Source organism: Wenzhouxiangella marina (genome assembly GCF_001187785.1).
GTDB lineage: Bacteria > Pseudomonadota > Gammaproteobacteria > Xanthomonadales > Wenzhouxiangellaceae > Wenzhouxiangella > Wenzhouxiangella marina.
Window position 1 is genome coordinate 1,953,902 of record NZ_CP012154.1, and the last position, 25,320, is coordinate 1,979,221.

The 25,320-nt window shown below is 64.9% G+C and carries 21 protein-coding genes; 7 read left to right on the plus strand and 14 right to left on the minus strand.

Annotated elements, in window-relative coordinates; genetic code table 11:
- Positions 1–13 precede the first annotated feature (13 nt).
- Genes WM2015_RS08185 through dnaE form a run of 4 tightly spaced genes read left to right on the plus strand, consistent with a single transcriptional unit; the run spans position 14 to position 9,081 of the window.
- Positions 14–1,144: an AI-2E family transporter gene (locus WM2015_RS08185; protein ID WP_049725584.1), complete on the plus strand. Its 1,131-nt coding sequence runs from the start codon at positions 14–16 to the stop codon at positions 1,142–1,144.
- A 48-nt stretch (positions 1,145–1,192) separates the two neighbouring features.
- Positions 1,193–3,880: a DUF349 domain-containing protein gene (locus WM2015_RS08190; protein ID WP_049725585.1), complete on the plus strand. Its 2,688-nt coding sequence runs from the start codon at positions 1,193–1,195 to the stop codon at positions 3,878–3,880.
- A complete protein-coding gene (locus tag WM2015_RS08195) occupies positions 3,877–5,532 on the plus strand; it encodes a Na+/H+ antiporter NhaC family protein (RefSeq protein ID WP_049725586.1) in 1,656 nt (551 codons plus the stop codon). Before WM2015_RS08190 ends, WM2015_RS08195 begins: the two co-directional genes overlap by 4 nt.
- A 48-nt stretch (positions 5,533–5,580) precedes the next feature.
- Positions 5,581–9,081, plus strand: coding sequence for a DNA polymerase III subunit alpha (dnaE, locus tag WM2015_RS08200; RefSeq protein ID WP_049725587.1), 3,501 nt, complete (start codon positions 5,581–5,583; stop codon positions 9,079–9,081).
- Positions 9,082–9,123: 42 nt separating this feature from the next.
- Here the strand turns inward: dnaE and WM2015_RS08205 are convergent, their stop codons facing one another.
- The 4 genes from WM2015_RS08205 to WM2015_RS08220 form a co-directional block, all read right to left on the minus strand.
- Complete coding sequence (locus WM2015_RS08205) at positions 9,124–9,507, minus strand: RNA-binding S4 domain-containing protein (RefSeq protein ID WP_049725588.1); 384 nt, start codon at positions 9,505–9,507, stop codon at positions 9,124–9,126.
- Positions 9,504–10,334 (minus strand): ion transporter, encoded by an 831-nt coding sequence (locus WM2015_RS08210; RefSeq protein ID WP_245609746.1) that lies wholly within the window; start codon positions 10,332–10,334, stop codon positions 9,504–9,506. Before WM2015_RS08210 ends, WM2015_RS08205 begins: the two co-directional genes overlap by 4 nt.
- On the minus strand, positions 10,321–12,240 hold the full coding sequence (gene htpG, locus WM2015_RS08215) for a molecular chaperone HtpG (protein ID WP_049725589.1): 1,920 nt from the start codon (positions 12,238–12,240) through the stop codon (positions 10,321–10,323). Before htpG ends, WM2015_RS08210 begins: the two co-directional genes overlap by 14 nt.
- Positions 12,241–12,335: 95 nt before the next feature.
- On the minus strand, positions 12,336–14,048 hold the full coding sequence (locus WM2015_RS08220) for a dipeptidyl-peptidase 3 family protein (RefSeq protein WP_049727025.1): 1,713 nt from the start codon (positions 14,046–14,048) through the stop codon (positions 12,336–12,338).
- A 180-nt stretch (positions 14,049–14,228) separates the two neighbouring features.
- Here WM2015_RS08220 and WM2015_RS08225 point away from each other — a divergent pair, with 180 nt between their 5' ends.
- Together WM2015_RS08225 and WM2015_RS08230 are read left to right on the plus strand one after the other, a co-directional pair.
- Positions 14,229–15,185, plus strand: a complete 957-nt coding sequence (locus WM2015_RS08225; protein WP_049725590.1) for a M23 family metallopeptidase — start codon at positions 14,229–14,231, stop codon at positions 15,183–15,185.
- Positions 15,086–15,544, plus strand: coding sequence for a bactofilin family protein (locus WM2015_RS08230; RefSeq protein WP_049725591.1), 459 nt, complete (start codon positions 15,086–15,088; stop codon positions 15,542–15,544). The genes WM2015_RS08225 and WM2015_RS08230 overlap by 100 nt, the downstream gene beginning before the upstream one ends.
- 37 nt (positions 15,545–15,581) lie before the next feature.
- Here the strand turns inward: WM2015_RS08230 and WM2015_RS08235 are convergent, their stop codons facing one another.
- The 10 genes from WM2015_RS08235 to rsmD all read right to left on the minus strand — a co-directional run bounded on the left by WM2015_RS08235 (position 15,582) and on the right by rsmD (position 24,240).
- On the minus strand, positions 15,582–16,034 hold the full coding sequence (locus WM2015_RS08235) for a DUF4442 domain-containing protein (RefSeq protein ID WP_049725592.1): 453 nt from the start codon (positions 16,032–16,034) through the stop codon (positions 15,582–15,584).
- Positions 16,035–16,143: 109 nt separating this feature from the next.
- Positions 16,144–16,506, minus strand: coding sequence for a 50S ribosomal protein L19 (gene rplS / locus WM2015_RS08240; protein ID WP_049725593.1), 363 nt, complete (start codon positions 16,504–16,506; stop codon positions 16,144–16,146).
- A 92-nt stretch (positions 16,507–16,598) separates the two neighbouring features.
- Positions 16,599–17,345, minus strand: coding sequence for a tRNA (guanosine(37)-N1)-methyltransferase TrmD (trmD, locus tag WM2015_RS08245; RefSeq protein WP_049725594.1), 747 nt, complete (start codon positions 17,343–17,345; stop codon positions 16,599–16,601).
- The gene (gene rimM, locus WM2015_RS08250) at positions 17,342–17,866 is read right to left on the minus strand and encodes a ribosome maturation factor RimM (protein ID WP_049725595.1); all 525 of its coding nucleotides are present in this window, start codon (positions 17,864–17,866) and stop codon (positions 17,342–17,344) included. Before rimM ends, trmD begins: the two co-directional genes overlap by 4 nt.
- Positions 17,866–18,123: a 30S ribosomal protein S16 gene (gene rpsP, locus WM2015_RS08255; RefSeq protein ID WP_049725596.1), complete on the minus strand. Its 258-nt coding sequence runs from the start codon at positions 18,121–18,123 to the stop codon at positions 17,866–17,868. The genes rimM and rpsP overlap by 1 nt, the downstream gene beginning before the upstream one ends.
- A gap of 142 nt (positions 18,124–18,265) precedes the next feature.
- Positions 18,266–19,615 carry a DUF1501 domain-containing protein gene (locus WM2015_RS08260; protein WP_049725597.1) on the minus strand — a complete coding sequence of 450 codons (1,350 nt, stop codon included), beginning with the start codon at positions 19,613–19,615 and terminating at the stop codon, positions 18,266–18,268.
- Positions 19,612–21,294, minus strand: a complete 1,683-nt coding sequence (locus tag WM2015_RS08265; RefSeq protein ID WP_169751129.1) for a DUF1800 domain-containing protein — start codon at positions 21,292–21,294, stop codon at positions 19,612–19,614. The genes WM2015_RS08260 and WM2015_RS08265 overlap by 4 nt, the downstream gene beginning before the upstream one ends.
- Positions 21,295–21,404: 110 nt before the next feature.
- Entirely contained in the window at positions 21,405–23,096 is a 1,692-nt protein-coding gene (ggt, locus tag WM2015_RS08270; RefSeq protein WP_156201007.1) for a gamma-glutamyltransferase, read from the minus strand.
- 29 nt (positions 23,097–23,125) lie between these two features.
- Positions 23,126–23,629, minus strand: coding sequence for a pantetheine-phosphate adenylyltransferase (gene coaD, locus WM2015_RS08275; RefSeq protein WP_049725600.1), 504 nt, complete (start codon positions 23,627–23,629; stop codon positions 23,126–23,128).
- 29 nt (positions 23,630–23,658) lie between these two features.
- A complete protein-coding gene (rsmD, locus tag WM2015_RS08280) occupies positions 23,659–24,240 on the minus strand; it encodes a 16S rRNA (guanine(966)-N(2))-methyltransferase RsmD (RefSeq protein ID WP_049725601.1) in 582 nt (193 codons plus the stop codon).
- A 67-nt stretch (positions 24,241–24,307) separates the two neighbouring features.
- Here rsmD and ftsY point away from each other — a divergent pair, with 67 nt between their 5' ends.
- The gene (gene ftsY, locus WM2015_RS08285) at positions 24,308–25,300 is read left to right on the plus strand and encodes a signal recognition particle-docking protein FtsY (protein ID WP_049725602.1); all 993 of its coding nucleotides are present in this window, start codon (positions 24,308–24,310) and stop codon (positions 25,298–25,300) included.
- Positions 25,301–25,320 lie beyond the last annotated feature (20 nt).

A 25,320-nucleotide genomic window follows, 5' to 3' on the forward strand; every position in this document is an offset into this window, starting at 1 on the left:
GTAGTTTCTGATCATGGTCGACAAGCTCGAACAGCGTTCCTTTCTGATCCTGCTGGCCGTGGTCACGGCCCTTTTCCTGTTCCTGCTCAAGCCCTTCTTTGCCCCGATACTCTGGGCTTGCATCATCGCGGTGCTGTTCCATCCCCTCCAGATCCGACTGGAGCGCTGGTGGGGCCCCAGACCCAATCTCACCGCGTTGACCACCCTGCTGGCCTGCGTCGTACTGGTGGTCATCCCGGTCCTTCTCCTGCTGACCTCCTTCGTGCAACAGGGTGTCGATCTCTACCAGCGCCTCGATTCCGGCGAGCTGCGACCGGGTCAATATCTCGACCAGGTGCGCGCTGCCTTCCCGATGATCCAGGAACTGCTGGAGCGCTTCGACATCAACACCGACCGACTGCGGGAAAGCGCGGCGGCAGCAGCGATGACGGCCAGTCGCCTGATCGCTCAGAATGCCTTCGCAGTCGGCCAGAGCACCTTCGAGTTCGTGCTCAAGCTGGCGCTGATGCTCTACGTGGCCTTCTTTCTGCTGCGCGACGGCCGCCGCCTCATCGAAGAGCTGGTGCACGCCCTGCCCCTGGGCGACGAGCGCGAGCGCCTGCTGTTCAGAAAGTTTTCCGAGGTCACCCGCGCCACGGTCAAGGGCAATCTGCTGGTGGCCATGGCCCAGGGCGCACTCGGGGGCATCATCTTCTGGATTCTCGGACTTCCGGCCGCCCTCCTCTGGGGCGTGGTGATGGCCGTTCTGTCACTGATTCCGGCGGTCGGCGCCGGCCTGGTCTGGCTGCCGGCGGCCATCTATCTCTACGCCATCGGCGAGTGGGTCTCGGCCACGGTCCTGATTGCCTACGGCCTGATCGTCATCGGCTTGGCCGACAACATCCTGCGCCCGATCCTGGTCGGCCGCGACACCAAGCTGCCCGACTGGATGGTGCTGCTTTCCACGCTGGGAGGGCTCGCACTGTTCGGCATCAACGGCTTCGTGGTCGGCCCCCTGATTGCCGTCGTCTTCATCGCTTTCTGGCAGATTTTCAGCAAGGAATTCAATCAGAAAGAGAGTAATTCAAAGAAAACTGATGAGGTCGAGGAGAGCAACTCCTCTGAACCTGAACCGCCAGCACCCGAACCGGAGAGCCACAGCTGATCCAGTCCGATTCGGCCGTCTCGAACCCATCGAAACCCGCATGTCCCAATGAGCCTGAAATCCCGACTGTTCAAGAAACCCTGGCAGCATCGCGACCCGGAGGTCCGGGCTCGCGCCGTGCGCGATGACGATTCCCCGGAGCTGAAGACTCGGCTACCGGAACTGGCCCAGCACGATGATTCCGTGCAGGTTCGCCTGGCCGCCCTGGAGCGGATCGACACCGAGCCCTTCTGGCTGGACGCTCGTCTGCGCGAGTCCGACCCGGCGATCTGCGCTCGGGCCGACCGTTTCATCCTGAGGGCCGTGAACACGACCCCCGCCGAGGGCCTTCTGCAGGCGCGGCTGGACTGGCTGGAGCGCATCGATGAGCCCGAAATCTTCCGTCGCCTGGCGGCCGAAGCAAAGGATGTCGAGCTGCGCAGGGCCGCGCTTTCAAGGATCTCGTCGCAGGGATTTCTCGGTGACTGCTACGCCACCGAAGCCGATGCGGGGCTGGCGGAGGAGATTCTGCAACGCATCGAACAGGTCTCGACCCTCGAGCGTCTGCACGAGCGTCTGCGCAAGACCAGCAAGAAGCGCGCCGGGGCCGTCAAGGAACGTCTGCTCGAACTGCAAGCGGCCAGCGGCACGCTCGACCGTGAACGCCTGGCTGCCGAATCCCTCGTGGCACGAGCCGAGGCGCTGGCTCGCGGCGATGGCGAGACGGATCGCGCCGGGGCACTCGAGGAGATCCGCCGGCTCTGGGCCGGAATCGAGTCCGCGGACGAAGGCCTGAGCCGGCGCTATCGGGGCGCAGTGTCGATCATCGAGGCGTCCTTGAATCGTCCGCCGCCCGCGCCACCGGCCGAGCCCAGCGCCAAGGAAGAGAACCCCGACACCACCGACCAAGCGCCCTCCGAGGGCCTGAAACGGGCGTCCGAAGCGATTCGCCAGGCCCTGGCGGGCCCGGTCAAGACGGACCGCGCCACCGCCCTGCTGGCCGATTGGGATCGGGCCTGGAACGCACTGAATCCACCCGGCGCGGCTGACCTGGCACTCAAGGAAGCGACGCTGCCCAGGCTGCGTGAGCTGCAGCATCGGATTCAGGCAAGAGCCGCCGCGAGTTCCAAGCCAGCTTCCACTTCGGAACCACGCTTCGATTTCGACGCCGAGCTCGATGCCACGGCCAACGCCATCGAACAGGGTGACATCGCCAGCGCCCATGCCGCCATCGGGCGGCTCAGGTCTGCACTTCGAAAGCTGCCGGCGAAGCAACGCCCTGGCGCGGTGACCGGCCGACTGCAGCGACTGGACGGACGACTGAAGGAGTTGCGCAACTATCAGCACTGGTCGCACAACGAACATCGCGACCAGCTGATCGCACAGGTCGAGGCGCTGGCCGGTTCGGGCCAGCATCCGGATGCGATCAGCGCGGCATTGAAGGATGCACGCCAGGAATGGCAGCGACTGGACGAGCTCGAGATCCTGCCCGGTGACAAGCGGAAGTTCGCTGCCCCTGCCGGTCAGTGGCGTCGCTTCCAAGCGGCCTGCAAGTCGGCCTTCGACAGCGCCAAACCCTACTTCGAGAAGCGTCAGGAAGTTCAGCAGGACAGCCTGGCCGAGCTGGATCGATTCATCGAGCAGGGCCTGGAGAAGGCCGGTCAGGAAGATGTCGAAGCCCGGGTCCTGACGCCGATCCTGCGCAAGGCTCGCCAGGCCATTCGCCGCCTGGACGAGCTGCCGCCGAAGTCCCGCGGCGCCTCCGCTGGCCGCCTGCGCGAGCTGATGGACCAGATCACGAAGAAGCTGGACGAGGCCAGCGAGAAGGTCGAGCTGGCCAAGCGTCGCCTGGTCGGTGAAGCGAAAGCACTCGCCCACGAGAAGGACCTCAAGGCCGCCATCGACAAGGCCAAGAGCCTGCAGGCCCAGTGGCAGCGCCTGGGCTCGGCCAGACGCAAGGTCGATCAACAGCTGTGGAAGGAGTTCCGCGAACCCATCGACCCGCTGTTCGCCCAGCTCGACGACCAGCGCAAGGAGCAGAAGCAGGCCGACAAGGAAGCCATGGCCGAGCTCGAGGCGCTCTGCATCCAGGCCGAAGCCCTGGCCGAACTGCCGGGGGACGAGCTCGCCGAGGCCTCCGGTCGCATGCAGGGCCTGGCCGATGAATTCGCCGACAAGCAGACTCGGCCGGGCCGCCTCACGCAACGCTTCGACCAGGCCCGACAGCGCTTCGAACAGCGCCAGCAGGAGCAGCGGATGGAGCAGCAGCTGGCCGAAGTCAGGGCGCTCGAGTCGCTCGCCTCGGAGATCCAGCAAGGCTTCGAACAACGCATGAATGGAACGCCCGCCGAGGAGGCCCTGCCCGAAGACCTGGCCGCGGATTCGAGACTGAGCGGACACGAGGCCCTTCGACAGGCGATCGAACGGATTCGGGATCCAGATCAAACGCCGGAGCAGCTCGCGGCATGGGCCAGCGAGAACGCGGATCGAGCTCGACAGGTGGCCGTGGAGATCGAGTTCCTGTCAGGCATGGAGTCGCCTGCGGAGGACCGGCAGCTGCGCATGGACCATCAGGTGCAGCGCCTGGCCAGCCGCCTCGCCGAGCGCGCCAGTCAGCCGGATCTTGCCACCGAGCTCTCCGCACTCGAGGCGCGCTGGCTCGCCAGCCTGCCTCATCCCGGGGAACGGCACGCAGCATTGGCTCAACGCTTCCAGAAATGCCAGAATGTCGTCAAAAAAATGACGGGGATCACATGATTTCGACGCTTTTCCAGCGCGCTCTGCCCGCGCTGGCTCTTCTGCTCGTCCCTGGTCTGGGCTTCGCTCAGGCCGAGGAAACCGCCACCGCCTACGGGGTCATTTCCGTGCTCCCGCCCCTGTTGGCGGTGGCGCTGGCGCTCTGGTGGCGTCAGATCATTCCAGCCCTGTTCCTCGGGATCTGGCTGGGCGCCTGGGCGCTCAATGGCTTCACACTGACGGGGCTGGGCGTCGGTCTGCTCGAGAGTTTCCAGCGCTACATCGTCGCCGCGCTGGCCGATAGCGACCACGCCGCCGTGATCCTGTTCTCGGCCATGATCGGCGGCATGGTCGGCTTGATCACCCGAAACGGCGGCCTGGCCGGCGTGGTCACGGTGATCGTGAGCTTCGCCAGTTCCGTTCGGCGGGCCAGCATGGCCACGGTCGCACTGGGCATGGCGATCTTCTTCGACGATTACGCCAACAGTCTGGTCGTCGGCAACACGATGCGACCGATCACCGACCGGCACCGCATCTCACGCGAAAAGCTGGCCTATCTCGTCGACTCGACCGCGGCCCCGATCGCCTGCATCGCCCTGGTCACGACCTGGATCGGCTACCAGGTCGGCTTGATCCGATCGGCCCTCGAAGACATGCCGGGCGTTGAACTGAACGCCTACTTCGTCTTCCTCAATGCCATCCCCTACAGCTTCTATCCGCTCTTCGCCCTGGTCCTGATCGTGACCGTGGTCTGGAGCGGGCGTGACTTCGGCCCGATGCTGGCCGCCGAGCGACGCGCGCGGCACGAGGGCGAAGTGGCGCCCCCGGCTCGCACTCGAGCGCTGATCGAAGAAGACAACCAGCACATGGCGCCGGACGAGGACAAGCCACAGCGGGCCATCAACGCCCTGCTGCCGATCGCCACCCTGGTCATCACCGTCGTGGTCGGCATCTACATGAGCGGCGAAGGTGAGACCCTGCAGGAGATCGTCGGCAGCGCCGACCCCTACAAATCCCTGCTCTGGGGCTCGCTACTGGGCGTGCTGAGCGCTGCCGCCATGACCCTGGGCCAGCGCATCCTCGATCTGGGCGAGGTCACCTCGGCCTGGTTCGCAGGGGTTCGTTCCATGCTGCTGGCCATCGTCATCCTGATTCTGGCCTGGGGCCTGTCCGCGATCACCACCGAACTCGGCACCGCACAGTACCTGGCCGACCTGGTGGGCGAGCACCTGCACCCGGGCCTGCTCCCGGCCCTCGTCTTCGTGCTCGCGGCCTTCACCGCCTTTGCCACCGGCTCGAGCTGGGGAACGATGGCCATTCTAGTGCCCCTGATGCTTCCACTGACCTGGACCCTGATGCAGGGCGCGGGCATGAGCGATCCGAGCGACCTGGCGATCATCTATGCCGTCGTCGCCGGCATCCTCGGTGGCGCCGTCTGGGGCGATCACTGTTCGCCGATCTCGGACACCACCATCCTGTCCTCCATGGCCAGCCAGTGTGACCACGTCGAGCACGTCCGCACCCAGCTGCCCTACGCCCTGTTCGCAGGCTTCGTGGCCCTGCTGATCGGCGCCCTGCCCGCCGGCTTCGGCGCGCCGTTCTGGCTGCTCCTGCCCCTCGGCGCGCTCGTACTGGTGATCGGCATGCGACTGATCGGGAAGACGGTCGAATGACCCGGCGCCGGCCGGGTCAGAACGCCCGGCCGGCGCTATAATCTCCCGATGGACCGCGAGAACTCCGCCGCACCGCCCTTCATCCATCTTCGGCTGCACACCGAGTACTCGCTGGAAGACGGCACCGTCCGCATCGGCCCGCTGATCGACCGAGCGGCCGAGCTGGGCATGCCGGCCATCGCCGTCACCGATTGGCACAACCTGTTCGGCCTGGTGAAGTTCTATCGCAAGGCGATGGACAAGGGCATCAAGCCGATCGCCGGGGCCGATCTACGCGTATCGGACCCGGAACACCCGGAACGCTTCGGCGTCATCACCCTGCTGATCCAGGATCGAACGGGCTACCTCAACCTCTGCCGCCTGCTCTCGCGCAGCTTCCTGGAGGGACGCTTCCGGGGCCAGCCGCGGGTCCATCCCGCCTGGCTGAAGGGTCAGACCGAGGGCCTGATCACCCTGCTCGGCCGCAGCTCCAATCTAGGCCAGGCGCTCTCCAACGGGCGCCGAAATCTCGCCAGAAGCCAGCTGAACGAATGGCTGCAGCTGTTTCCCGGGCGCTGCTACCTGGCCCTGGAACGGCTCGGCCGGGATGGCGAGAAACTGCTCGAGAACGGCCTGCTCGATCTGGCCATCCAGACCGAGACGCCGGTCGTGGCCAGCAACGACGTCCGCTTCCTGGACCAGGACGATTTCTTCGCCCACGAGGCCCGCGTCTGCATCCACCAGAGCCGCCTCCTCGACGACAAGCGGCGCAGCCGCGACTACGTCGACCAGCAGTATCTGAAAAGCTCCGAGGCCATGGCCGAACTGTTCGCCGATCTGCCCGTGGCCCTGCACAACACATGGGAACTGGCGCAGCGCTGCAATCTGGAGCTGACCCTGGGTGAATACGCCCTGCCGGCCTTCCCCGTGCCCGATGGCGAAACCGAGGCCGACTTCCTGCGCAGGAAGTCCCGCGAAGGTCTGGACCAGCGTCTGAAGCGCCACGGACTCGCGCCCGACACGACGCGAGAGGATTATGACCAGCGTCTGGAGCGTGAGCTGGAAGTCATCGTCTCGATGGGCTTCCCCGGTTACTTCCTGATCGTCGCCGACTTCATCACCTGGGCCTTCGAGAATGGCGTTCCGGTCGGTCCGGGCCGAGGCTCCGGTGCAGGTTCCCTCGTCGCCTGGGTGCTCGGCATTACCGGATTGGATCCAATACGTTACGAGCTACTCTTCGAGCGTTTTCTGAATCCTGAGCGCGTCTCGATGCCCGACTTCGATATCGATTTCTGCGTCGAGGGACGCGATCGAGTGATCGACTACGTCGCCCAGCGCTACGGCCGCGATCAGGTGTCCCAGATCATCACCTACGGCACGATGGCGGCCAAGGCCGTGGTGCGCGACTGCGGGCGCGTGCTCGGCTACAACTACGGCTTCGTCGACTCGATCGCCAAGCTCATCCCCAACAAGCTGGAGATGACCCTCGACAAGGCGCTGGAAGAAGAGCCCGAGCTCAAGCAACGCTACGACAACGAAGAAGACACGCGCTCGGTCCTCGACCTGGCTCGCTCCCTCGAGGGCCTCGCCCGCAACGCGGGCAAGCACGCCGGAGGGCTGGTCATCGCGCCCAGCGCCCTGACCGACTTCACGCCGCTCTACACCGAGCCCGACGGCCATTCGGTGCTGACCCAGTACGACAAGAACGACGTCGAATCCGTGGGCCTGGTCAAGTTCGACTTCCTCGGGCTTCGCAACCTGACGATCATCGACTGGGCCCTGAAGGCGATCAACGAGTCCCGCAAACAGAAGGGTCAGGACGAGCTGGTCCTCGATGACCTGCCCCTCGACGACGACAAGGCCTTCAAGCTGCTCCAGGCCGCCCATACGACCGCCGTCTTCCAGCTCGAGTCTCCGGGCATGAAGGAGCTGCTGCGCAAGCTCAAACCCGACAGCTTCAACGACATCGTCGCCGCCGTGGCCCTCTACCGTCCCGGCCCACTGGATGCGGGAATGGTCGATGAGTACATCAACCGCAAGCACGGCCGCGCGCCGGTCAAGTACCCGCACCCCCTGGCCGAGCCGATCCTCGGCGACACCTACGGCGTCATCCTCTACCAGGAACAGGTGATGCAGATCGCCCAGGAGCTGGCCGGCTACAGCCTCGGAGGTGCCGACCTGCTGCGACGGGCCATGGGCAAGAAGAAGCCCGAGGAGATGCAGCGCCAGCGCAAGATCTTCGTCGAAGGTGCCGCGAAGAACGACATCCAGGCCGACCAGGCCGAACCCATCTTCGATCTGATGGAGACCTTCGCGCGCTACGGCTTCAACAAGTCGCACTCGGTCGCCTACGCTCTGGTCGCCTACCACACGGCCTGGCTCAAGGCCCACTACCCGGCCGAATTCATGGCCGCCGTGCTGTCCGCCGATCTCGACAAGACCGACAAGATCGCCAACCTGATCGAAGACTGCCGGGCGATGGGGCTCGATATCCTGCCGCCGGACATCAATGCATCGGTCTATCGATTCAAGGTCGAGAACGGCGCGATTCGCTATGGCCTGGGAGCGATCAAGGGGGTCGGCGCCGGCGCGGTCGAGAATCTGGTCGATGTCCGGGAGCGGATCGGCGGCTTCGATTCCCTGTCGAGCTTCTGCCGGGAAGTCGATCTCGGCAAACTCAATCGCCGAACCCTGGAGACCCTGATCCGGGCCGGCGCCCTGGACCAGCTGAACGAGAACCGCGCGGCGCTGATGGCCGCGCTGCCGGAGATCGTGCAGGAGGCCGAGCGCTTCCAGGCCGACCGGGAGGCCGGCCAGGCCAGTCTGTTCGGCTCAGCACCATCGGCACCCAGCGATCCGACACCGGTGCCTGGACGCAGCGTGCCGGACGTTCGCCCCTGGACCGGACGCCAACGACTGCGGGCGGAGCGCGAGGCCCTGGGCCTGTACCTGTCCGGCCATCCGATGGATGAAGTCCGCGATGAACTGGCCGGTTTCATCACCACCACCCTCGACCAGATCGGGCAGCGCCTGGGCGGAGAGCGAAACGGTGGTGAAGAGCGTCGCGGTCGCCGACAGGGCGTCGAGATGACCCTGGCCGGTCTGATCGTGGCAATCCGCAAACGTCCGGGCAAGGGCGCCTTCGTGGCCATCGACGACAGCACCGGGCGCCTGGAAGTGGCGATCTTCGAGAACCTCTTCGATCAGGTCTCCAATCGCCTGATCAACGACGAAATCATCGTCATTCGTGGCAAGGTCGAAGTCGACAATTTCCGCGGCGGCTTCCGGATGGTGGCCGAGGAAGTGCTCGAAGTCGATGAGGCTCGAGGGCGATTCGCGCAGCGTCTGGAAATCGAGGTCGATCAGGCCGGCGATGAATTCGATCGCGATCTTGCCGCCGCCCTGCACCCCTACCGCTCGGGCCAGACCCCGATCATCCTGCGCTATCAGAACCAGGACGCGCACGCTCTGCTGAAGCTCGGCGAGAGCTGGCAGGTCCAGCCCTCCAGTGATCTGCTGGCCGCGATCGACGGGCTAGAGGGCATCCGCAGCGTGCGGCTTCGCTACTAAAGGCTTCAGCTCGAGTGAACAGGCGCTGGCCTATCGAGGGTCTCAGCGATTTCGAGAACGAAGACGCTCCAGGGCCCGGCGCTGCCGCTTGTCCGGTCGACCGGCCTGCGCACCCGCCTCACGAGCTTCTCGCTTTCGAGCCAGCTGCGCTTCGCGGCGCTCGATACTCTCAGCGGTTTCCTCGTAGAGCGCTCTCGCCTGCTCTGCCGAAACGCGTCGTTCGGCCAGCCCGATCACCACCACCTCGAACAGCAATTCGCCTCGACCGATCTGCAGGCGGTCTTCGACCCGCACCAGACGCGACGCCTTGGGCTTCTGACCATTGATCTCGACCTTGCCGCCGCGAATGGCCTGCTGGGCCAGGCTGCGGGTCTTGAAGAAGCGGGTGGACCACAGCCACTTGTCGAGGCGAACGGCTTCGCTCACTCGCCCTTCCCTGCCGGCGGCCGGCCGGCTTCGAGACGCGCCAGGCGCTCGTCGATGCGCTTGAGGGTCTCCATCAGGACCTGTCGCTGCTCCTCCTCCTCATCGGCATGGATCGACTGGGTGGCGGTGACGATGATGGCGATGAACAGGTTGAGCACCATGAAGCTCGAGACCAGAATGAACGGCACGAAGTAGACCCAGACCCAGGGGTAGGCATCGAACATGGGCCGCGCCACCCCGGTGGACCAGGACTCCAGGGTCATGACCTGGAACAGGGTGAACAGGCTGCGAGCCAGATTGCCCCACAGTTCGGGGAACTGCTCGCCGAACATCATCGTCCCCATCACCGCGAAGACATAGAACACCAGGATCAGCAGGAGTGCGGTCCAGCCCATGCCCGGCAGCGCGCGCATCAGGGATTCGATGATCAGGCGCAGCTTCGGCACCTGCGAGAGCAGGCGGAGCACTCGCAGGATGCGCAGGGCCCGCAGAATCTCCAAGGGCCCGGAGGCAGGCACGAGGGAAATCCCGACGATGAAGAAGTCGAACAGGTTCCAGCCTGAACGAAAGAAGCGTGGCCCGAAGGCCACGAGCTTCAACAGGATCTCGATCACGAAGATCCCGAGGATGATTGCATTGGCCCCAGCGAGCACGGCGCCCGCCCGCTCCATCATCGTCGGAGAAGTCTCCAGGCCCAGGATCGCGGCATTGAGCACGATCAGGCCGATGATGAAGCGCGAAAAGCCGCGCCCTTCGACCCAGTGACCCAGGCGCTCCCGCCAGTGCAGCGCCCTGGCCGGGGCCAGCGCCTCCTCAGGCGCCGGCACTGGCAGAGGCGTCCTTGTCGCCCTCGGTAGGGGTCGGAGCCAGGGCACTGACCAGCAATGCATTGACCCGGCGGACATAGGCTGCCGGATCGCTCAGCTCGCCGCCTTCGGCCAGCAGGGCCTGATCGAACAGCAGCTGGGCCAGCTCGCCGAAGCGCTCCTCATCCTGCTCTGCCGCCATCAGCTCGACGACGGCATGGGTCGGATTGATCTCCAGCTCCGGCTTGGTCTCCGGCACCTCCTGGCCCGCCTGGCGCAGCAACTTCTGCATCTGCAGGCTCATGCCGTGCTCATCGCTGACGATGCAAGCAGGCGATTCGGTCAGGCGTCGCCCGGGAATCACATTGCCGACCCGATCGCCGAGCACCTGCTTGATGCGGCCCGCAAGTGCGGTGGCAGAGGCATCCGGTGCATCGGCCTCTTCGCCGAGCTCGAGCTTGCCGCGCGCCACGGACTTCAGGGTCTTGCCCTGGTACTCGTCCAGATGGGCGACCAGCCACTCGTCGATGCGGTCGGTCAGCAGCAGGACTTCGATGTCGCGCGCCCGGAAGGCTTCCAGGTGCGGGCTCGAGCGCGCCACTCGCAGGCTGTCGGCGGTGAGGTACCAGATCGTGTCCTGATCCTTGCCCATGCGCTCGATGTAGTCGTCCAGCCCGACCGAATGCTCTCCGTCGGAACGTGTGGAGGCGAAGCGGAGCAGTCTGGCGATCCGCTCGCGCTGCTCGTGGTCCTCGATCACGCCTTCCTTGAGGACGCTGCCGAAGGCGGACCAGAAACGCTCCCAGGGCTCGCCGCCCGCTTCGGCCAGCTTCTCGATCAGGTCGAGGCTGCGCTTGACCACGGTCGCCCGGATCTTCTTCAGCAGCGGACTGTCCTGGAGCAGCTCGCGCGAGACGTTCAGCGGCAGATCCGCCGAGTCGACGACCCCGCGCATGAAGCGAAGGTAGCGCGGCAGCAGCTGCTCGGCCGCGTCCATGATGAACACGCGCTGGATGCAGAGCTTCAGGCCCTCCCGCTCGTCACGGTTGGTCAACAGATCGAAGGGCGCCTGACCCGGCAGATACAGCAGCAGACTGTAGCTCTGCGTGCCTTCGACATGATGATGGGCCCAGCTGACCGGATCCGAGGCATCCATGCCCAGGCTGCGGTAGAAGCTCTTGTAGTCCTCGTCTTCGAGCTCGGCCTTGGAGCGCGCCCAGATCGCCTGGGAATCGTTGACCAGGCTGGACCCATCGCCTTCGGAGTCACCCGGCCTGGATTCATCCAGCAGACGAATCGGGAAGGCCACATGGTTGGAATAGTGGCGGATGATCCGCTCGAGGACCCAGCGGTCGAGCAGATCCCGGTGTTCTTCTCGCAGGCTCAGGGTGACCACCGTGCCCTGCTCGGGACGATCGATCGACTCGATCCGGTATTCACCCTCGCCGCTGGAAATCCAGCGCACGCCCTCGCCCGGCGGCAGGTCGGCACGGCGCGTTTCGACCTGCACTTCACTGGCGACGATGAACGCAGCATAGAAGCCGACCCCGAACTGACCGATCAGGCGCGCGTCCTTCTTCTGGTCGCCCGACAGGGAGTCGAGAAAGCGGCGCGTGCCGGAACGGGCAATGGTGCCGAGATTCTCGATGACCTCGTCGCGGCTCATGCCGATACCACGATCGACGACCCGCAGCTGGTGCTTCTCCGCGTCGAAGTGGACGTCGATACCCAGGTCCTGATCGAGGCCCTTGAGGGCTTCCTTGGTCAGGGCTTCGAAGCGCAGCTTGTCGCTTGCATCGGAGGCGTTCGAGATCAGTTCCCGCAGGAAGATCTCGCGGTTGGAGTACAGGGCGTTGATCATCAGCTTGAGCAGCTGATGGACTTCGGTGTCGAAAGCTCGGGTTTCGGTGTTGGACGTCTGGCTCATGGCAGGTCTGCAGAGTCTTGGGATACCTCACCCCAGATAGGCGTCGGCGGGCCTGAAATCAAGGCCCGCCGACCGATCTCGACGTCAGGGAACTCCTAAAAGCCGACGACCTCGTGCCCCTGCTCGAAGACCACGTCGACCGGAATGCCGGCCGCGTCGATCCGATCCAGATCCGCCTGCAGCTGCGGGCCGATCCGACCCAGCTCCTCCAGCATGCGCCCGGCCCGTTCGTAGTCACCGTCACCCTGCATCACCAGGATGTCGCGCGACAGGGCATCAACCGCCTCGGAAAAGCGCTCTTCGATGACTCGGTAGTGGCCGTTCTCGTCACGCTCGAAGGCCCCGAAGTCGGCAAAGTAGTTGAAGCGCATCATGTTCGCCCGACCGTGAGCGCTGGCTGCGCCGAAACGCACGGAGCGGAAGATGCCGGCGAGGAAGGTCACGTAGTAATCCATGACCTCCCCCTCCATCTCGCCCTGTTCGAGGAGTTCTCGCACCATGTACAGCCCCAGCACATCGGCCTTGCCTTCCTCGTGCGGACTGGCGTGCTCGCGCAGTGCCTCACGCACCGTCCCCTGTCCATTAATGGTGTTCTTGATGCCCAGTCCATGGGCCACCTCGTGGAACATGGTATTGCCGAAGAAGGCGTCGAACTGGATGTGCCGACGCTGGTCCTCGGCGATCAGCACCTCGGCCAGGGGCTCGAGAATGGCGTCGAACTTGGCGCGCATGGCGTTCTTGAGCTGCAGCCGTCGGGTGCCTCTCGCCAGCTGCACCTCTTCGTCATTGGGAAGATTGACCGCGATCGTCTTCGAACCAGCATTGGAATGACCGGCGTAGTAGACCATGTCGTAAGCATTGAGGTCTGAATCGGTACCGGGCGACTCGGCGCGATAAGCCTCGGGCACCGGAAGCCCTTCCTGCAGGGCCGGGAGCAAGGCCGCGTAGCGGCTGAGACGCTGGCTCCAGTCGTGATCCTTGAGCATCACGTAGGCCTCGTAACCCGCCTTGGCTCCATAGCGCTGATCCTCGTAGGTTTCGATCGCGCCGATGATGATCTCGACGTTGTTGTCGCGCACGTCCATCCAGGCCATGTCGGACGGCTGGTAGTCGTCGCTGACCAGTGCTTCCGCTCTGAGGCGCAGATAATCAGCGAAGCCTTCGCTGTCGGACAGCTCGGCTGCCTGGCGCAGCAGCGCCGCGGCTTGCTCCAGTTCTTCCGCGTAGGCTTCATGGTAGGGAACCACTTCCAGATCGCCCGCTTCGTCCCGGCGGATCAGGGTGTAGAGATCCAGCTTGGCCGGGTCTTCGAAGGCCTCGAACTCCTCGTCGCTCATGTCGGCCGGATAGTAGTTCGCACCGGCCGGCTTCGGACCGAAGCCCGGCAGAAACGGCTGATTTCCGGCCAGACGATCCCAGGGTCCGTAGTTGATCTCGGCGAAGCGGCGCGCGTCGGGATCGTCGATCCCGGCCAGGAAGACGACCGGGTCCCCGAAAGCCTGCTTCCAGAACAACGCATCCATGATGGCGGCGGCATCGATCAGCAGGCCCACCATGCGCTGCTCGTTCTCGCTGAGCCGATCGACCGGCGGGTCGAGACGGAAGCTCGAGTAGATCCCCGGCCGGACCGGAGCCAGAGCCTCGGCGGCGGTTTCGACCGAGGGTGCATCATCCGCCGCGACGGCCGCGACCGTGGGTGGCGATGCCTCGCCTTCACTGCCCTGCGAGGCGGGCTCGGTGGCATCGCCGCAAGCAGCCAGAGCAAGGGCCAGGCTCGAGGCGAGGAGAATTAGAATCATCGATTTCATGCATCGGGCTCCGATATGGGACAGGCCCGGCCGCGCAGATCCGGGCTCGACGATTGTACTGATTTGCATCGCCCCCGACAGAACCGCATAATTGACGGTCTGCCGGGCTTCGGAGAAGCTCATGCGGCCCGCGACCGGGGTCGGCAGCACGGGTCGATCCAATCCGGAACTCGGAGTCACATGCGACATCGCTATCTGATCACGATCACCGATTACCGCGGTGCCCGACACTACACCCTCACCCAGCTGATGAAGCGCATGCTGGCAGGTGTGCTGTGCGCGGTTGGACTGGTGTTCCTGACCGGCACCCTGCTGCTGCACGGCCTGAACAGCCGAGTGAACGAGCTCAACGGCGAGCTGGCCTCGCTGGAGACCCGTCAGGCCGAAATCATGGCCAGCAACGATGCCCTGCTCGCCGATCGGCAGGCCCTGCAGAGGGAAGTCGACGAAAAGGCGGACTCCCTGATGGCGCTGTCCAGCGAACTGGAGAGCATCGAGATCCTGATCGGCCTGCGTGCCGAACCGGAACGCCCGCTGGCCCAGCGCATCGATACCGCCAGCCAGACCGCGTTCGAGAAGCGACTCATGCTGGAATCCATTCCCAGCGGCTTCCCAGTGGAATCCGAGGTCGTGACCAGTCGCTTCGGCATGCGTCGCCACCCGATTCGCGACGAGCTGGCCATGCACGGTGGTGCCGATCTGCGCGCGACCACCGGCACGCCGATCTACGCCACGGCCGACGGCGTGGTCGAATGGGCCTCGTTCCACCACAACAGCGGCCTCGGCAAGATGGTCAAGCTGGTGCACAACTACGGCTTCTCCACGATCTACGGCCACATGGACGAGATCGAAGTGCAGGTCGGCACCTACATCAAGCGGGGTGAATTGATCGGTTATTCCGGCAACACCGGCGCTTCGGCCGCGCCCCATCTCCATTACGAAGTCCGACACCTCAATCGTCGCCTGGACCCACTACCCTTCCTCAACTGGTCGATTAACGATTATGATCGGGTCTTCACCGAAGAGGATCGAGTCGAATGGGAATCATTAGTCGAGGTCATCCGCAGGACCGCAAGCGTGGCGGCGGAACGACCGTCATCGCTTCAGGCACAAAACTGGTCGGCGACCTCACCCTGAACGACAGCCTGCATGTCGATGGCTCCGTCGAGGGCAAGATCGACTCCGACAACGAGGTCTCGATCGGCGAGGAAGGCCGAGTCGAAGGCGACATCAACGCGGATACCGTCATGATCAGCGGCCAGTTCGACGGCAGCATCGAAGCCAAGCGCCTGGAAATCGTTGCGACTGGCAGGGTCTCGGGCAGTATTGCCGTCGCTCAGCTGGTGATCGAGTCCGGCGCCGTGTTCAATGGAACCAGTCGAACACGGGAGTCCGAAGCACCACGGCGCATCGCGCAGGCCGGCGGCGATGAAAGCCGCACGAAACCGGCAAAGGACGCGAAGGCAGACAAGGCAGCCGCCCAGGGCGCTTCCTGAGGCCCTCGGCCAGCCAATCGGCCGTAGCGGCAGCCCTCTAGCGCCCTTTCTTCTTGCGTCGGACGTAGACGGTTCTGTGGCTTCGGGCCACCGTCCGACCGTCCTCGTCGACGACGTCGACTTCATGCTCGATCAGCACCGGCTCACCAGAGCTGGCCGCCGCTTTCGCGCTGTTGATGGACTGGTCATCCAAGTGAAACTCGGCCATCACCTTGCCCCGGCCCGGGCGCAGGAAGTCGATCGATGCCGATCGGTCCCAAACCAGGTAGTCCCTGCCCAGGCGCTCGAGGTACATCAACATGTAGAACGGGTCCGTCATCGCGAACAATGACCCACCGAAGTGCGTTCGAACGTAGTTGCGGTTGTACCAGCGAAGATGCATCTCGACCCGGACGCGCGAGTAGTCCTCGCTGATTTCGCGCACGCGGATTCCGGCAGCCAGAAAAGGCGGCCAGATATTCATCAACAGACGCAAGCGGGATGCTTTCATCCTTGGCCACGCGAATCGAAAGGGGGCGGCTGAAATGCTGAGCCGAAAACGGAAAAAGCCCGCCGAACGCTTGCTCGGCGGGCCTCTGAAGCTCTCTGACTAGCAGGAATCAGGCGCTGGCGCGACGGGTCAGCTTTTCCTTGATTCGAGCAGCCTTGCCTTCCAGGTTGCGCAGGTAGAACAGCTTGGCGCGACGAACCTTGCCGCGACGCTTGACTTCGATCGAGTCGATCAGCGGGCTGTAGGTCTGGAAGACGCGCTCGACGCCCGTGCCATGCGACATCTTGCGCACGGTGAAGGCGGAGTTGACGCCACGGTTCTTGCGAGCGATGACCACGCCCTCGAAGGCCTGAAGCCGCTGGCGGTCGCCCTCACGCACCCAGAGGTTCACGACCACGGTGTCACCGGCGGAAAAATCCGGAATTTCGCGCTGGGTCTGTTCGCTGTTGATTTGTTCGATGATGTTGCTCATGGCTTTCAGGTTCCCGGTCAATGATCTCGCCGCGCAGATACGCGGCAACACAAGCCAACAATAATAACCTGTTTCTGGCCTCTTGTGGAGCCCTAAGGCAGGAATTCTTCAGGGAATTCCTCCAGCGCCCGAAGATCCTCCTTGCCGAGCTCGTGCAATCGAAACAGGTCGGGACGAAGGCGCGCCGTTCGATGCAGAGCCTGGGCCCGACGCCAGCGATCGATCCGGGCATGATCGCCGCTCAGCAGCACCTCCGGCACCGAGCGATCCCGCCAGTGCTCCGGGCGAGTGTAATGGGGGCAATCGAGCAAGCCCGTCGCGAAGGAGTCCTGGACGGCCGACTCGGAATGCCCGAGCACGCCGGGCAGGCGCCGCGTCACGGCATCGATCAGGATCGCCGCGGCGGGCTCACCGCCCGACAACACGTAGTCCCCGACCGACCACTCTTCGTCGACCAGACTGTCGATGAGTCGCTGGTCGACCCCCTCGTAGCGGCCACAGACCAGGATCAACGCGGGCCGCTCGGCGAGCTCCAGCGTGCCGGCGTCATCCAGCGCTCGCCCCTGGGGGCTCAGGTAGACCACGGAGGCACTCGGCGACGCCGACTTGGCCGCCTCGATTGCCTGAGCGAGCGGCTCCGGGCGCATCACCATCCCGGGCCCGCCTCCGAAGGGGCGATCATCGACGCTGCGATGGACACCGCTGGCGTAGTCACGGGGATTCCAGGTCTGCAGCTCGATCCGGCCGTCGGTCAAGGCCCGGCCCGTCAGACCGAGCTGCTTCAGGCCCTCGATCCATTCGGGAAACAGACTGATGACATCGATCCTCGAAAGGCTCATTCCTCGGTCCATTCAAGCGGCCAGTCGACAACGATCCTTTCCGATTGCAGATCGACCTGCTTGACCACCTGGTCACGAACGAAGGGGATCAATACGGAACGTCCGGTCTCGTCACGGATGTCCATGACGTCGTTGGCTCCGGTCTCGATCAGACCGTGGACGGCGCCGAAGACATGATCCTGGAGATTGACCACTCGAGCGCCGATCAGGTCCGACCAGTAGAAACGGCCCGGATCCGGCTCGGGCAGGCATGCCCTGGGCACGAGGATTTCGGAATCGATGAGTGCTGAGGCCCGGTCAGGGTCGTCGATACCTTCAAGCCTTGCCACCAGGCGAGGCCCCTGACGACGCCAGTCCAGAACCTTGTATGGCGACTGCCCTGGGCCGATCAGCCAGGGCTGGTAGGAAAAGATTGCGTCCGGCGGCTGGGTATCGGAGTAGATCCGAACCCAGCCCTGGACGCCCCAGAGTCCGATGACGCGGCCGATGACGACCTGCTCAGCGGTCTCCGGCAGAGCCATCAGGCTCCCTGCTGGGCCTTGCGCGCTTCCTTGACCAGGTGCGAGACACGCTCGGTCAGCTGTGCACCCTGACCCACCCAGTGATCGACGCGATCGGTGTCGACGCGCAGGCGCTCTTCCTGACCACGAGCAACCGGGTTGAAGAAGCCCAGGCGCTCGATGTTGCGACCGTCGCGACGGTTGCGGCTGTCGGTAACGATGATGTGATAGAACGGCTGCTTCTTGGCGCCGCCCCGGCTCAGACGAATCTTGACCATGATTACTCCGTGATGGTTCGACCGGTCGGCGGTTTTCCCCGCCACCGATTACAGATCTAGCAAAACGTGCAATTGTATCCCTGAATGCCCCTGAATGGAAGCAGGGAGCCCCGAGAACGCGGAGAATTTCCGCGCGGACGGATCAGGGCTGAAACAGGCCCATGGGCTGATAGCTTCCCAGGTCGGGGAATACCTGCTCGAGCGAGCTCGCTGGGTAACCCATGCGTCGGACCAGGGCCTCGGCCAGCACCTGGCGATAGTCGGTGGTCACATCAAGGTCCTGGAATTCGAACAGAGAGGCCTTGTCGAGGCCCGGGAAACTGCCATAGAACTGACCGCCGTTGACCGAGCCACCGAGGGCCATCATCACGTTCCCGTAGCCGTGATCGCTGCCGCTGGACTGGTTTGCACTGACCTTGCGACCGAACTCACTGAGCATGACGACGGTGACCCGGTTCATCAGATTGCCCTGCGAGGACTGGGACAGGTCGGTATGGAAGGCATCCAGGGCTTCAGCCAGGCCCTGCACACGAATCCCGTAGTAGTCGTAGTGGTCCGGATTGCCGGGATCGGGCATACCCTGCCCGTCGTGCGTATCCCAGCCGCCGTAGTCCAGGGTCGCCGCGACCAGACCGGTGTCCGCCTTGATCAGTTGGGCCAGATTCTGCAGCTGGTTGCCGAAGGACCCGGACGGATAGACGGCCCCGCCCTCGGGCTGGTACTCGTCGAAGGCCAGATCGCGCATCTCGGCCAGTGCCTCGGCGGCCAGACGACCGGAATCGGCCAGCGCCCCCTGACCCGGCGCCCACAGGGGCTGAATCTGGTGGTGCGCGCCCTGATGCCCCGCAATGTCGGGGTTGCTGTCGTTCCAGGACCAGTGGAATCCGTCGACGCGGAAGTCCTGGGCACTGGCAACAGTGAACGCATCGTTCGAACCCAGCAGGGAGACGGGCAAGGTCGACGCAAATCCGAAGGCACTGCTGAGCTGCGGCGTCGGCAGCCCGGCTGCCGTGGCCAGATAGCGAGTGAGCCAGCCCTCGGGAGTGTTCTTGCTGCCGGGCGTACCCAGGTCGATCCAGGCCTGGGCGTCGAAATGGCTGCGCGAGAGATGACTGGGCATGCCACTGCCCTGGACGATGGCCAGATCGCCGGACAACCAGAGCCGGTGCAGCCACTTCGGCGCCGCACCGACCGGATCGCCCGGGCCACCGCCGGCGCGCGGGTGAATACCCCAGTGCGCATCCAGGGGTCGCAGGCGATCCTCGGGAATGGTCAGGCTGCCGCGGAGCAGTTCGTAGTTGGCCCGTTCCGGACCCGCCATCGGCACCACCAGATGCAGCCCATCGATACCTCCGCGCAGGAACAGGAACACGATCACGTCATGGCCGATGCCGCGCCCGCCACCGAGCGGATTGAAGTAGGCCAGCCCCGGAACCGCGCTGGCGCCGGCGGCCGCACAGCAGCCCTTGATGAAGGAACGGCGGCTGATCATCGCTGGTGGAACTCCGGTGAGATGAGAATCAAGGACACCATGGCACGCAGGCGCACGGGCGTGTAGTGCGCGCTCAGATTGCCACTCGACCAGTTGCCGTAGGGCAGACCGCTGCTGATATCCAGCTGCACGTCCGCTGCGGCGTTCTGGCGAAGGAAGTCGACGAGCCGCTGGCGTCGCGCTGCATCGATGGTTCCACCCAGCAGGCGCTGGACCCAGAAGTCGACCAGGTTCGCCGCCGTGCGATCCGCCGCCAGCGGGAAGGCCGCCTCGGTGATGCCCTGGACATCGAGCAGAAACGGGCCGTCGTTGGCCTCCCTGAGTTCGGGAAGGCGGCTTAGCAGGCGCCAGCTCTGGCCCATCACCGACGCCGAGGTCCAGCGCGCGGCCGTGTCCGGGTAGCCGTCGGGGGCAGGCCAGCGGAAGCTGCCGTGGCCGGTCTGCTGGAAGCGGCCGAACAGCTCACCATAGGGCGTCCAGCCGTCATAGTGGCGCGGCTCGATCTCGGCCCCGCACTTCCGAAAGGCGCTGACCATCAGCTCGAAGGGCCGCCTGACCTTGCTGCCCTGCCCCGACTTGAATTCCTCGGAGCCCAGAATATGGCGCAGGACGAGGGCGATCTGGTCCGGGGACTGCCAGTTGGCCTGCCAGACCGAGGCCGCCGAATCGACCAGGCTCTGCGGTGGCTCGTCAGCGACGAAGCGGCGACAGAGCTTGGTGCAGAGATGACGGGCCGTGGCGGAATGCCTGGCCAGCAGGTCCATGACCGTGCGCGCCTCCTCCTGCCCCGCAGGACCGACCCACTGGTCGAGCACGTTCTTCTGCCCACCCTCGTGCCAGGCCGAGTGGTAGAAGAACTCGCCCGTGTCGTATTCGGGCGTATCCGGAAACTGCCAGTGGCCATCACGAATCGTCCAGCCGGTGAAGCAACGGGCCACGTCGTAGACGTCGGCATCGCTGTATCCGACGGCCAGACCGTCTTCGCCGATCGGCACCTGCCCGTGGAATGCACCCGGGTAATAGACTTCCGAACCCAGCGTATGGAGCTCCATCAGCTCCCGCGCCCAGTTCTCGTTGTAGCCACCTCGGCGGTTGGACTTGTTATCCAGGTAATACTGCATGGCCGTCGACTTCGCCACGGACTCGAGCAGGGTTCGGAAATTACCCAGGGCCTGCGGCCGGATGGCGTCTCGATCATGCTGAACGAAGACCGGCGCAATGCTGAAGTCCCAGCCGGTCACGTTGAAGTGATCGTGCCAGAATTCGACCATCATCTCGTAGAGCTGGCGGCTCGAATAGGTCGCCCGCATCAGGCGGGCGGCGTCGGTCTCGGCCACCGGGAAGTAGCGCTCCGGGGAGCCGTTCATCGAGCCACGGACGTGATCGGCCCACAGCTGGGTGATCGGTTTGCCCAGGGTCTGGAAGCCGGCGGCGGAGAGACGCGACTGCAGGTCATTGTCGGGAAGCGCCTGCCAGTTCAGCTGCAGATCGAGCCAGGCGTCGAGCCGTTCATCCACGGTGCTGCCGAGCCCGTTGAACTGGGCCAGATCTTCGGGCCTCGCGCCATAGCTGATCCTCTCGAGAACGCGCCAGGCGAACTCGTCCGGATCGATGCGGTTGTCTTCGAAGCGGTCGTTGAAGATCGGATCGACGTCCCCCCGGCCATCCGATCGAGTCATTCCCCCGAACTGAACATCCATCTGGTCAGTCTCCCGGAATTCCCGAACTGGAAATCTATCCTATCCCGTAGCCGGATTCCGTGCGACGGATCACAATTTGGCTCGAGCGCTCAGTCCTCAGGAGCCACGACCCTTGCACCACCGGACGTCCAGCGCGGGTCGTGGGCGGCCTCGACCGCACCGCTGGCCCGATCCCACATCACCGCATGCATATTGCCCCAGCTCCGGGTGCGGACCTCGACCTCGTGGCCCAGGGCCTCCAGCGCCGCGATGGATTCGTCGTCCAGGCTGTCAGGTTCGAGGGAAATCACATCGGGTTGATACTGGTGGTGGAAGCGCGGCAGGGAGACCCAGGACTCGGGGCCCTCGCCTTCGATGAAATCGAGGATGCCGAGCAGCACCATGGTGATGATGCGCGAACCACCGGGCGTTCCCAGCACAGCGACCCGATCCTGTCCGCGCACGATCGTCGGGCTCATCGAGCTGAGCATGCGCTTGCCAGGCGCGATCGCATTGGCGGCAAAACCGATCAGACCATAGGCATTCGGCTCGCCCTCGGCGGCGGAAAAATCATCCATCTCGTTGTTGAGCAACACGCCCGTGCCCGGCGGCGCAAAGGCCGAACCATAGGGAAGATTGACCGTCAGCGTGGCCGAAACGAGGTTGCCATCCGCATCCATCAGCGAGAAGTGCGTGGTGTTGTTGCTCTCGCGGATCAGCGAAGGATCGGCGGCGAGACTGGCCGAAGGCGTGGCGCGATCCAGGCGAATCCCGGCGCGCAGGCCCGAGGCGTAGAAGGGGCTGAGCAACATGTCGGTCGGGATATCGACGAAGTCCGGGTCACCCAGATACAGGGCGCGATCTCGGTAGGCACGGCGCATCGCTTCGGCGAGCAGATGGATCCGCTCGACCTGACTGAGCGACGGCAGATCGTAGGGCTCGATGAGGTTGAGGATCTGGGCAATGGCGATGCCGCCGGAAGACGGCGGCGGCGCCGTGATCAGCTCGAAGCCCTCGTAGTCGATCCGGATCGGTTCGCGCTCGACGGCTCGGTAGCCGGCCAGATCGTCCAGGGTCCAGATTCCACCGGCCTCTCGAGCACCTTCGACCAGCAGCCGGGCGGTTTCGCCGCCATAGAAACCCGCATGACCCTGCTCCGCCAGTCTGCGCAGCGTTCCTGCCAGCTCCGGTTGCCGGATGATCGTTTCCAGTTCAGGCACCCCGCCACCCGGCATGAAGATCGCTGCCGTCTCGGGCCAGCGCTGCATCACCTCGGTACGCCAGCCAAGCAGACGGCGGTACTTCTCGTCGACCGGAAAGCCTTCCTCGGCCAGGCGAATGGCCGGCGCCAGCAGGTCCTGCAGGGGCAGTCGCCCGTAGCGCTCCGCGATATGCACCCAGGCCGCTGCCGCACCGGGGATGCCTGCCGCGAGCGGGCCATTCACCGCCCAGTCGCGTTCGACCTCACCGCTCTCGTTCAGGTACATGTCGGCCGTGGCCGCTGCCGGTGCCGTTTCGCGCCCGTCGACCATCGTGGTCATGCCGTCGCTGGCACGCTGCAGCAGCCAGAACCCACCGCCACCGATCCCGGACGAGGCCGGCTCGACCACGGCCAGCGCCGCAGAAACCGCGACCGCCGCATCGAAGGCATTGCCACCGGCCTGCATGACCTCGATACCGGCGTCGGTCGCCAGTTCATGGGCCGAGGCGACCGCGATGCGACCAGGCGCCGACTCGGCGGCCAGCACCATGCCGTAGGGCATCACTGCGAACCAGAGACAGAACAGGAATCTTGCGTGCATCGAATCCAACCTTTCCGCCAGGAGATTCTTCAGGCGGAGAAATGAGCGCGCAGGGCCTCGGCCACGCGCGGGTGAACGAAACCGCTGACGTCACCCTGCAGTCGGGCGACCTCCTTGACCAGGGTCGAGGAGATGAAGCTGTGCTTCTCGTCCGGCGTCAGAAAGACCGTCTCGACCCGCTTGACCAGATGCCGGTTCATCGAGGCCAGCTGAAACTCGTATTCGAAATCGGACACGGCGCGCAGGCCGCGAAGGATCACCCCGGCGCCCTTCGACTGGACGAAATGGGCAAGCAGGCTATCGAAGCCGGTGACTTCGACGTTGCTCAGCCCGGCCTCGTCGAGCACGGCGCGCGCCAGCTCGATCCGTTCCTCGAGGGCAAAGGCCGGGCGCTTGTGCGGCGACTCGGCGATCGCCACCACCACCGTGCGGAACATCCGCGCCGCACGAATCACCAGATCGGTGTGGCCGTTGGTCAGGGGATCGAAGGTGCCGGGGTAGACGGCCAATTGGTAATCGGGACTGCTGGACATGTCGAAAGACGGTCGCGAAGGAGCTGGGATTATAACGCCCGAGGCGCGAACAGTCCGATCATCACGGCCCCCACCCTGCGCTCCTTCAGGCACTCGAAATGCCGCTCGATCCAGTCCGCATCCTCTCCGCGCCAGTCCTCATCGGTCGCCGCTTCGAGGTAGATGCGCGTTCCGGATGCCAGGCAGCCCTGTTCGACCAGAGCGCGCAGAGCCAGATGCTGCAGACCCTGGTGGTACGGCGGATCGATGAACACCAGGTCGAAGGGACGAACATCCGCGAGCGCCGCCAGCCAGGACAGGGCCTCGGCATTGACGATGCTCAGGCACTCCCGGCCGGGCCAGTCGAGCAGCTGCGACTCCAGGTGCCTGACCGCCTGCGCCGATTTCTCGACCAGGATCACTTCCGAGGCGCCGCGGGAGGCCGCTTCCAGGCCCAGAGCACCGGTGCCGGCAAAGAGATCGAGACAGCGCTTGCCGTGAATCGCCGGCCCGATCCAGTTGAACAGGGTCTCTCGGGCTCGATCGGGCGTCGGTCGCAGTCCCGGCAAGTCGGCCACGCTCAAGCGCCGCCCTCGCCACTGCCCGCTGATGATCCGAATCCGACCTGTCATGGTGGTAGGATAGCGCGCCGGCTGCAGGCGGTTGGGACCTCGGCCCGTTATCACAGGCACTCCAGCGATGTTTTCGATTTTCCGACGCAAGAAATCCGGTCAGGGCCTCGAGTCCACCCAGCTTCGTCCCGCCGAGAAGAGCGGGCAGGACCCCCTCGAACAGCGCCTCGAGCGAAGCCGAGCCAGCCTCGGTGAGCTGTTCAGTCTCATCGGCCGCGCCTCGAAGGTCGACGAGGAGCTGATCGAGGAAATCGAGACCACGCTGCTGACCGCCGATCTCGGCGTGGCCGCGACCACCCGCATCATCGACCGCCTGCGCGAAGGCATCGCACAGGGCCTCATCGGCGGCCCCGAGGCTGTGCTGCCGGCGGTGCAGGCCGAGCTCTACGATCTGATCGAGCCCTGCGAGGAATTCCTCGCCATCGACCCCGAGCGCAAGCCCTTCGTCATCCTGATGGTCGGGGTCAACGGCGTCGGCAAGACCACCACGATCGGCAAACTGGCCCGCCGCTATCTCGACGAAGGCAAGTCGGTCATGCTGGCCGCTGGTGACACCTTCCGCGCTGCCGCGGTCGAGCAGCTCAAGGCCTGGGGTGAGCGGCACGGTGTCCCGGTCGTCGCCCAGGGCAGCGGTGCCGACACGGCCGCGGTGATCTACGACGCCCTGCACTCGGCGAAATCGCGCGGCGTGGACATACTGATCGCCGACACCGCCGGGCGTCTGCACACCCAGGGCCATCTCATGCAGGAGCTGGCCAAGGTGCGTCGGGTGATGCAGAAGATCGACCCCGAGGCACCGCACGAAACCATGCTGGTCGTCGACGCAGGCACGGGACAGAATGCCCTGGCCCAGGCACGCCAGTTCAACGAGGCCGTCCCCTTGACCGGAATCACGGTGACCAAGCTCGACGGCACCGCACGAGGCGGAGTGCTGTTCGCCATCGCCGAGGAGCTCCGCATCCCGATCCGTTTCATCGGCGTTGGCGAGAGCGCCGCGGATCTGCGTCCGTTCGACGCGGGCACCTTCGTCCACGCCCTGCTGCCCGTCGAGGCGCCCTGACCGAATCCGACGTCAGGCCC

Excerpts from the sequence above, each read along its gene's own strand:
- WM2015_RS08185 (WP_049725584.1), top strand. The coding sequence starts at position 14 with ATGGTCGACAAGCTCGAACAGCGTTCCTTTCTGATCCTGCTGGCCGTG.
- WM2015_RS08190 (WP_049725585.1), top strand. The coding sequence starts at position 1,193 with ATGAGCCTGAAATCCCGACTGTTCAAGAAACCCTGGCAGCATCGCGAC.
- WM2015_RS08195 (WP_049725586.1), top strand. The coding sequence starts at position 3,877 with ATGATTTCGACGCTTTTCCAGCGCGCTCTGCCCGCGCTGGCTCTTCTG.
- dnaE (WP_049725587.1), top strand. The coding sequence starts at position 5,581 with ATGGACCGCGAGAACTCCGCCGCACCGCCCTTCATCCATCTTCGGCTG.
- htpG (WP_049725589.1), bottom strand. The coding sequence starts at position 12,240 with ATGAGCCAGACGTCCAACACCGAAACCCGAGCTTTCGACACCGAAGTC.
- WM2015_RS08220 (WP_049727025.1), bottom strand. The coding sequence starts at position 14,048 with ATGAAATCGATGATTCTAATTCTCCTCGCCTCGAGCCTGGCCCTTGCT.
- WM2015_RS08225 (WP_049725590.1), top strand. The coding sequence starts at position 14,229 with ATGCGACATCGCTATCTGATCACGATCACCGATTACCGCGGTGCCCGA.
- WM2015_RS08230 (WP_049725591.1), top strand. The coding sequence starts at position 15,086 with ATGGGAATCATTAGTCGAGGTCATCCGCAGGACCGCAAGCGTGGCGGC.
- WM2015_RS08235 (WP_049725592.1), bottom strand. The coding sequence starts at position 16,034 with ATGAAAGCATCCCGCTTGCGTCTGTTGATGAATATCTGGCCGCCTTTT.
- rplS (WP_049725593.1), bottom strand. The coding sequence starts at position 16,506 with ATGAGCAACATCATCGAACAAATCAACAGCGAACAGACCCAGCGCGAA.
- trmD (WP_049725594.1), bottom strand. The coding sequence starts at position 17,345 with ATGAGCCTTTCGAGGATCGATGTCATCAGTCTGTTTCCCGAATGGATC.
- rimM (WP_049725595.1), bottom strand. The coding sequence starts at position 17,866 with ATGGCTCTGCCGGAGACCGCTGAGCAGGTCGTCATCGGCCGCGTCATC.
- rpsP (WP_049725596.1), bottom strand. The coding sequence starts at position 18,123 with ATGGTCAAGATTCGTCTGAGCCGGGGCGGCGCCAAGAAGCAGCCGTTC.
- WM2015_RS08260 (WP_049725597.1), bottom strand. The coding sequence starts at position 19,615 with ATGATCAGCCGCCGTTCCTTCATCAAGGGCTGCTGTGCGGCCGCCGGC.
- WM2015_RS08265 (WP_169751129.1), bottom strand. The coding sequence starts at position 21,294 with ATGACTCGATCGGATGGCCGGGGGGACGTCGATCCGATCTTCAACGAC.
- ggt (WP_156201007.1), bottom strand. The coding sequence starts at position 23,096 with ATGCACGCAAGATTCCTGTTCTGTCTCTGGTTCGCAGTGATGCCCTAC.
- coaD (WP_049725600.1), bottom strand. The coding sequence starts at position 23,629 with ATGTCCAGCAGTCCCGATTACCAATTGGCCGTCTACCCCGGCACCTTC.
- rsmD (WP_049725601.1), bottom strand. The coding sequence starts at position 24,240 with ATGACAGGTCGGATTCGGATCATCAGCGGGCAGTGGCGAGGGCGGCGC.
- ftsY (WP_049725602.1), top strand. The coding sequence starts at position 24,308 with ATGTTTTCGATTTTCCGACGCAAGAAATCCGGTCAGGGCCTCGAGTCC.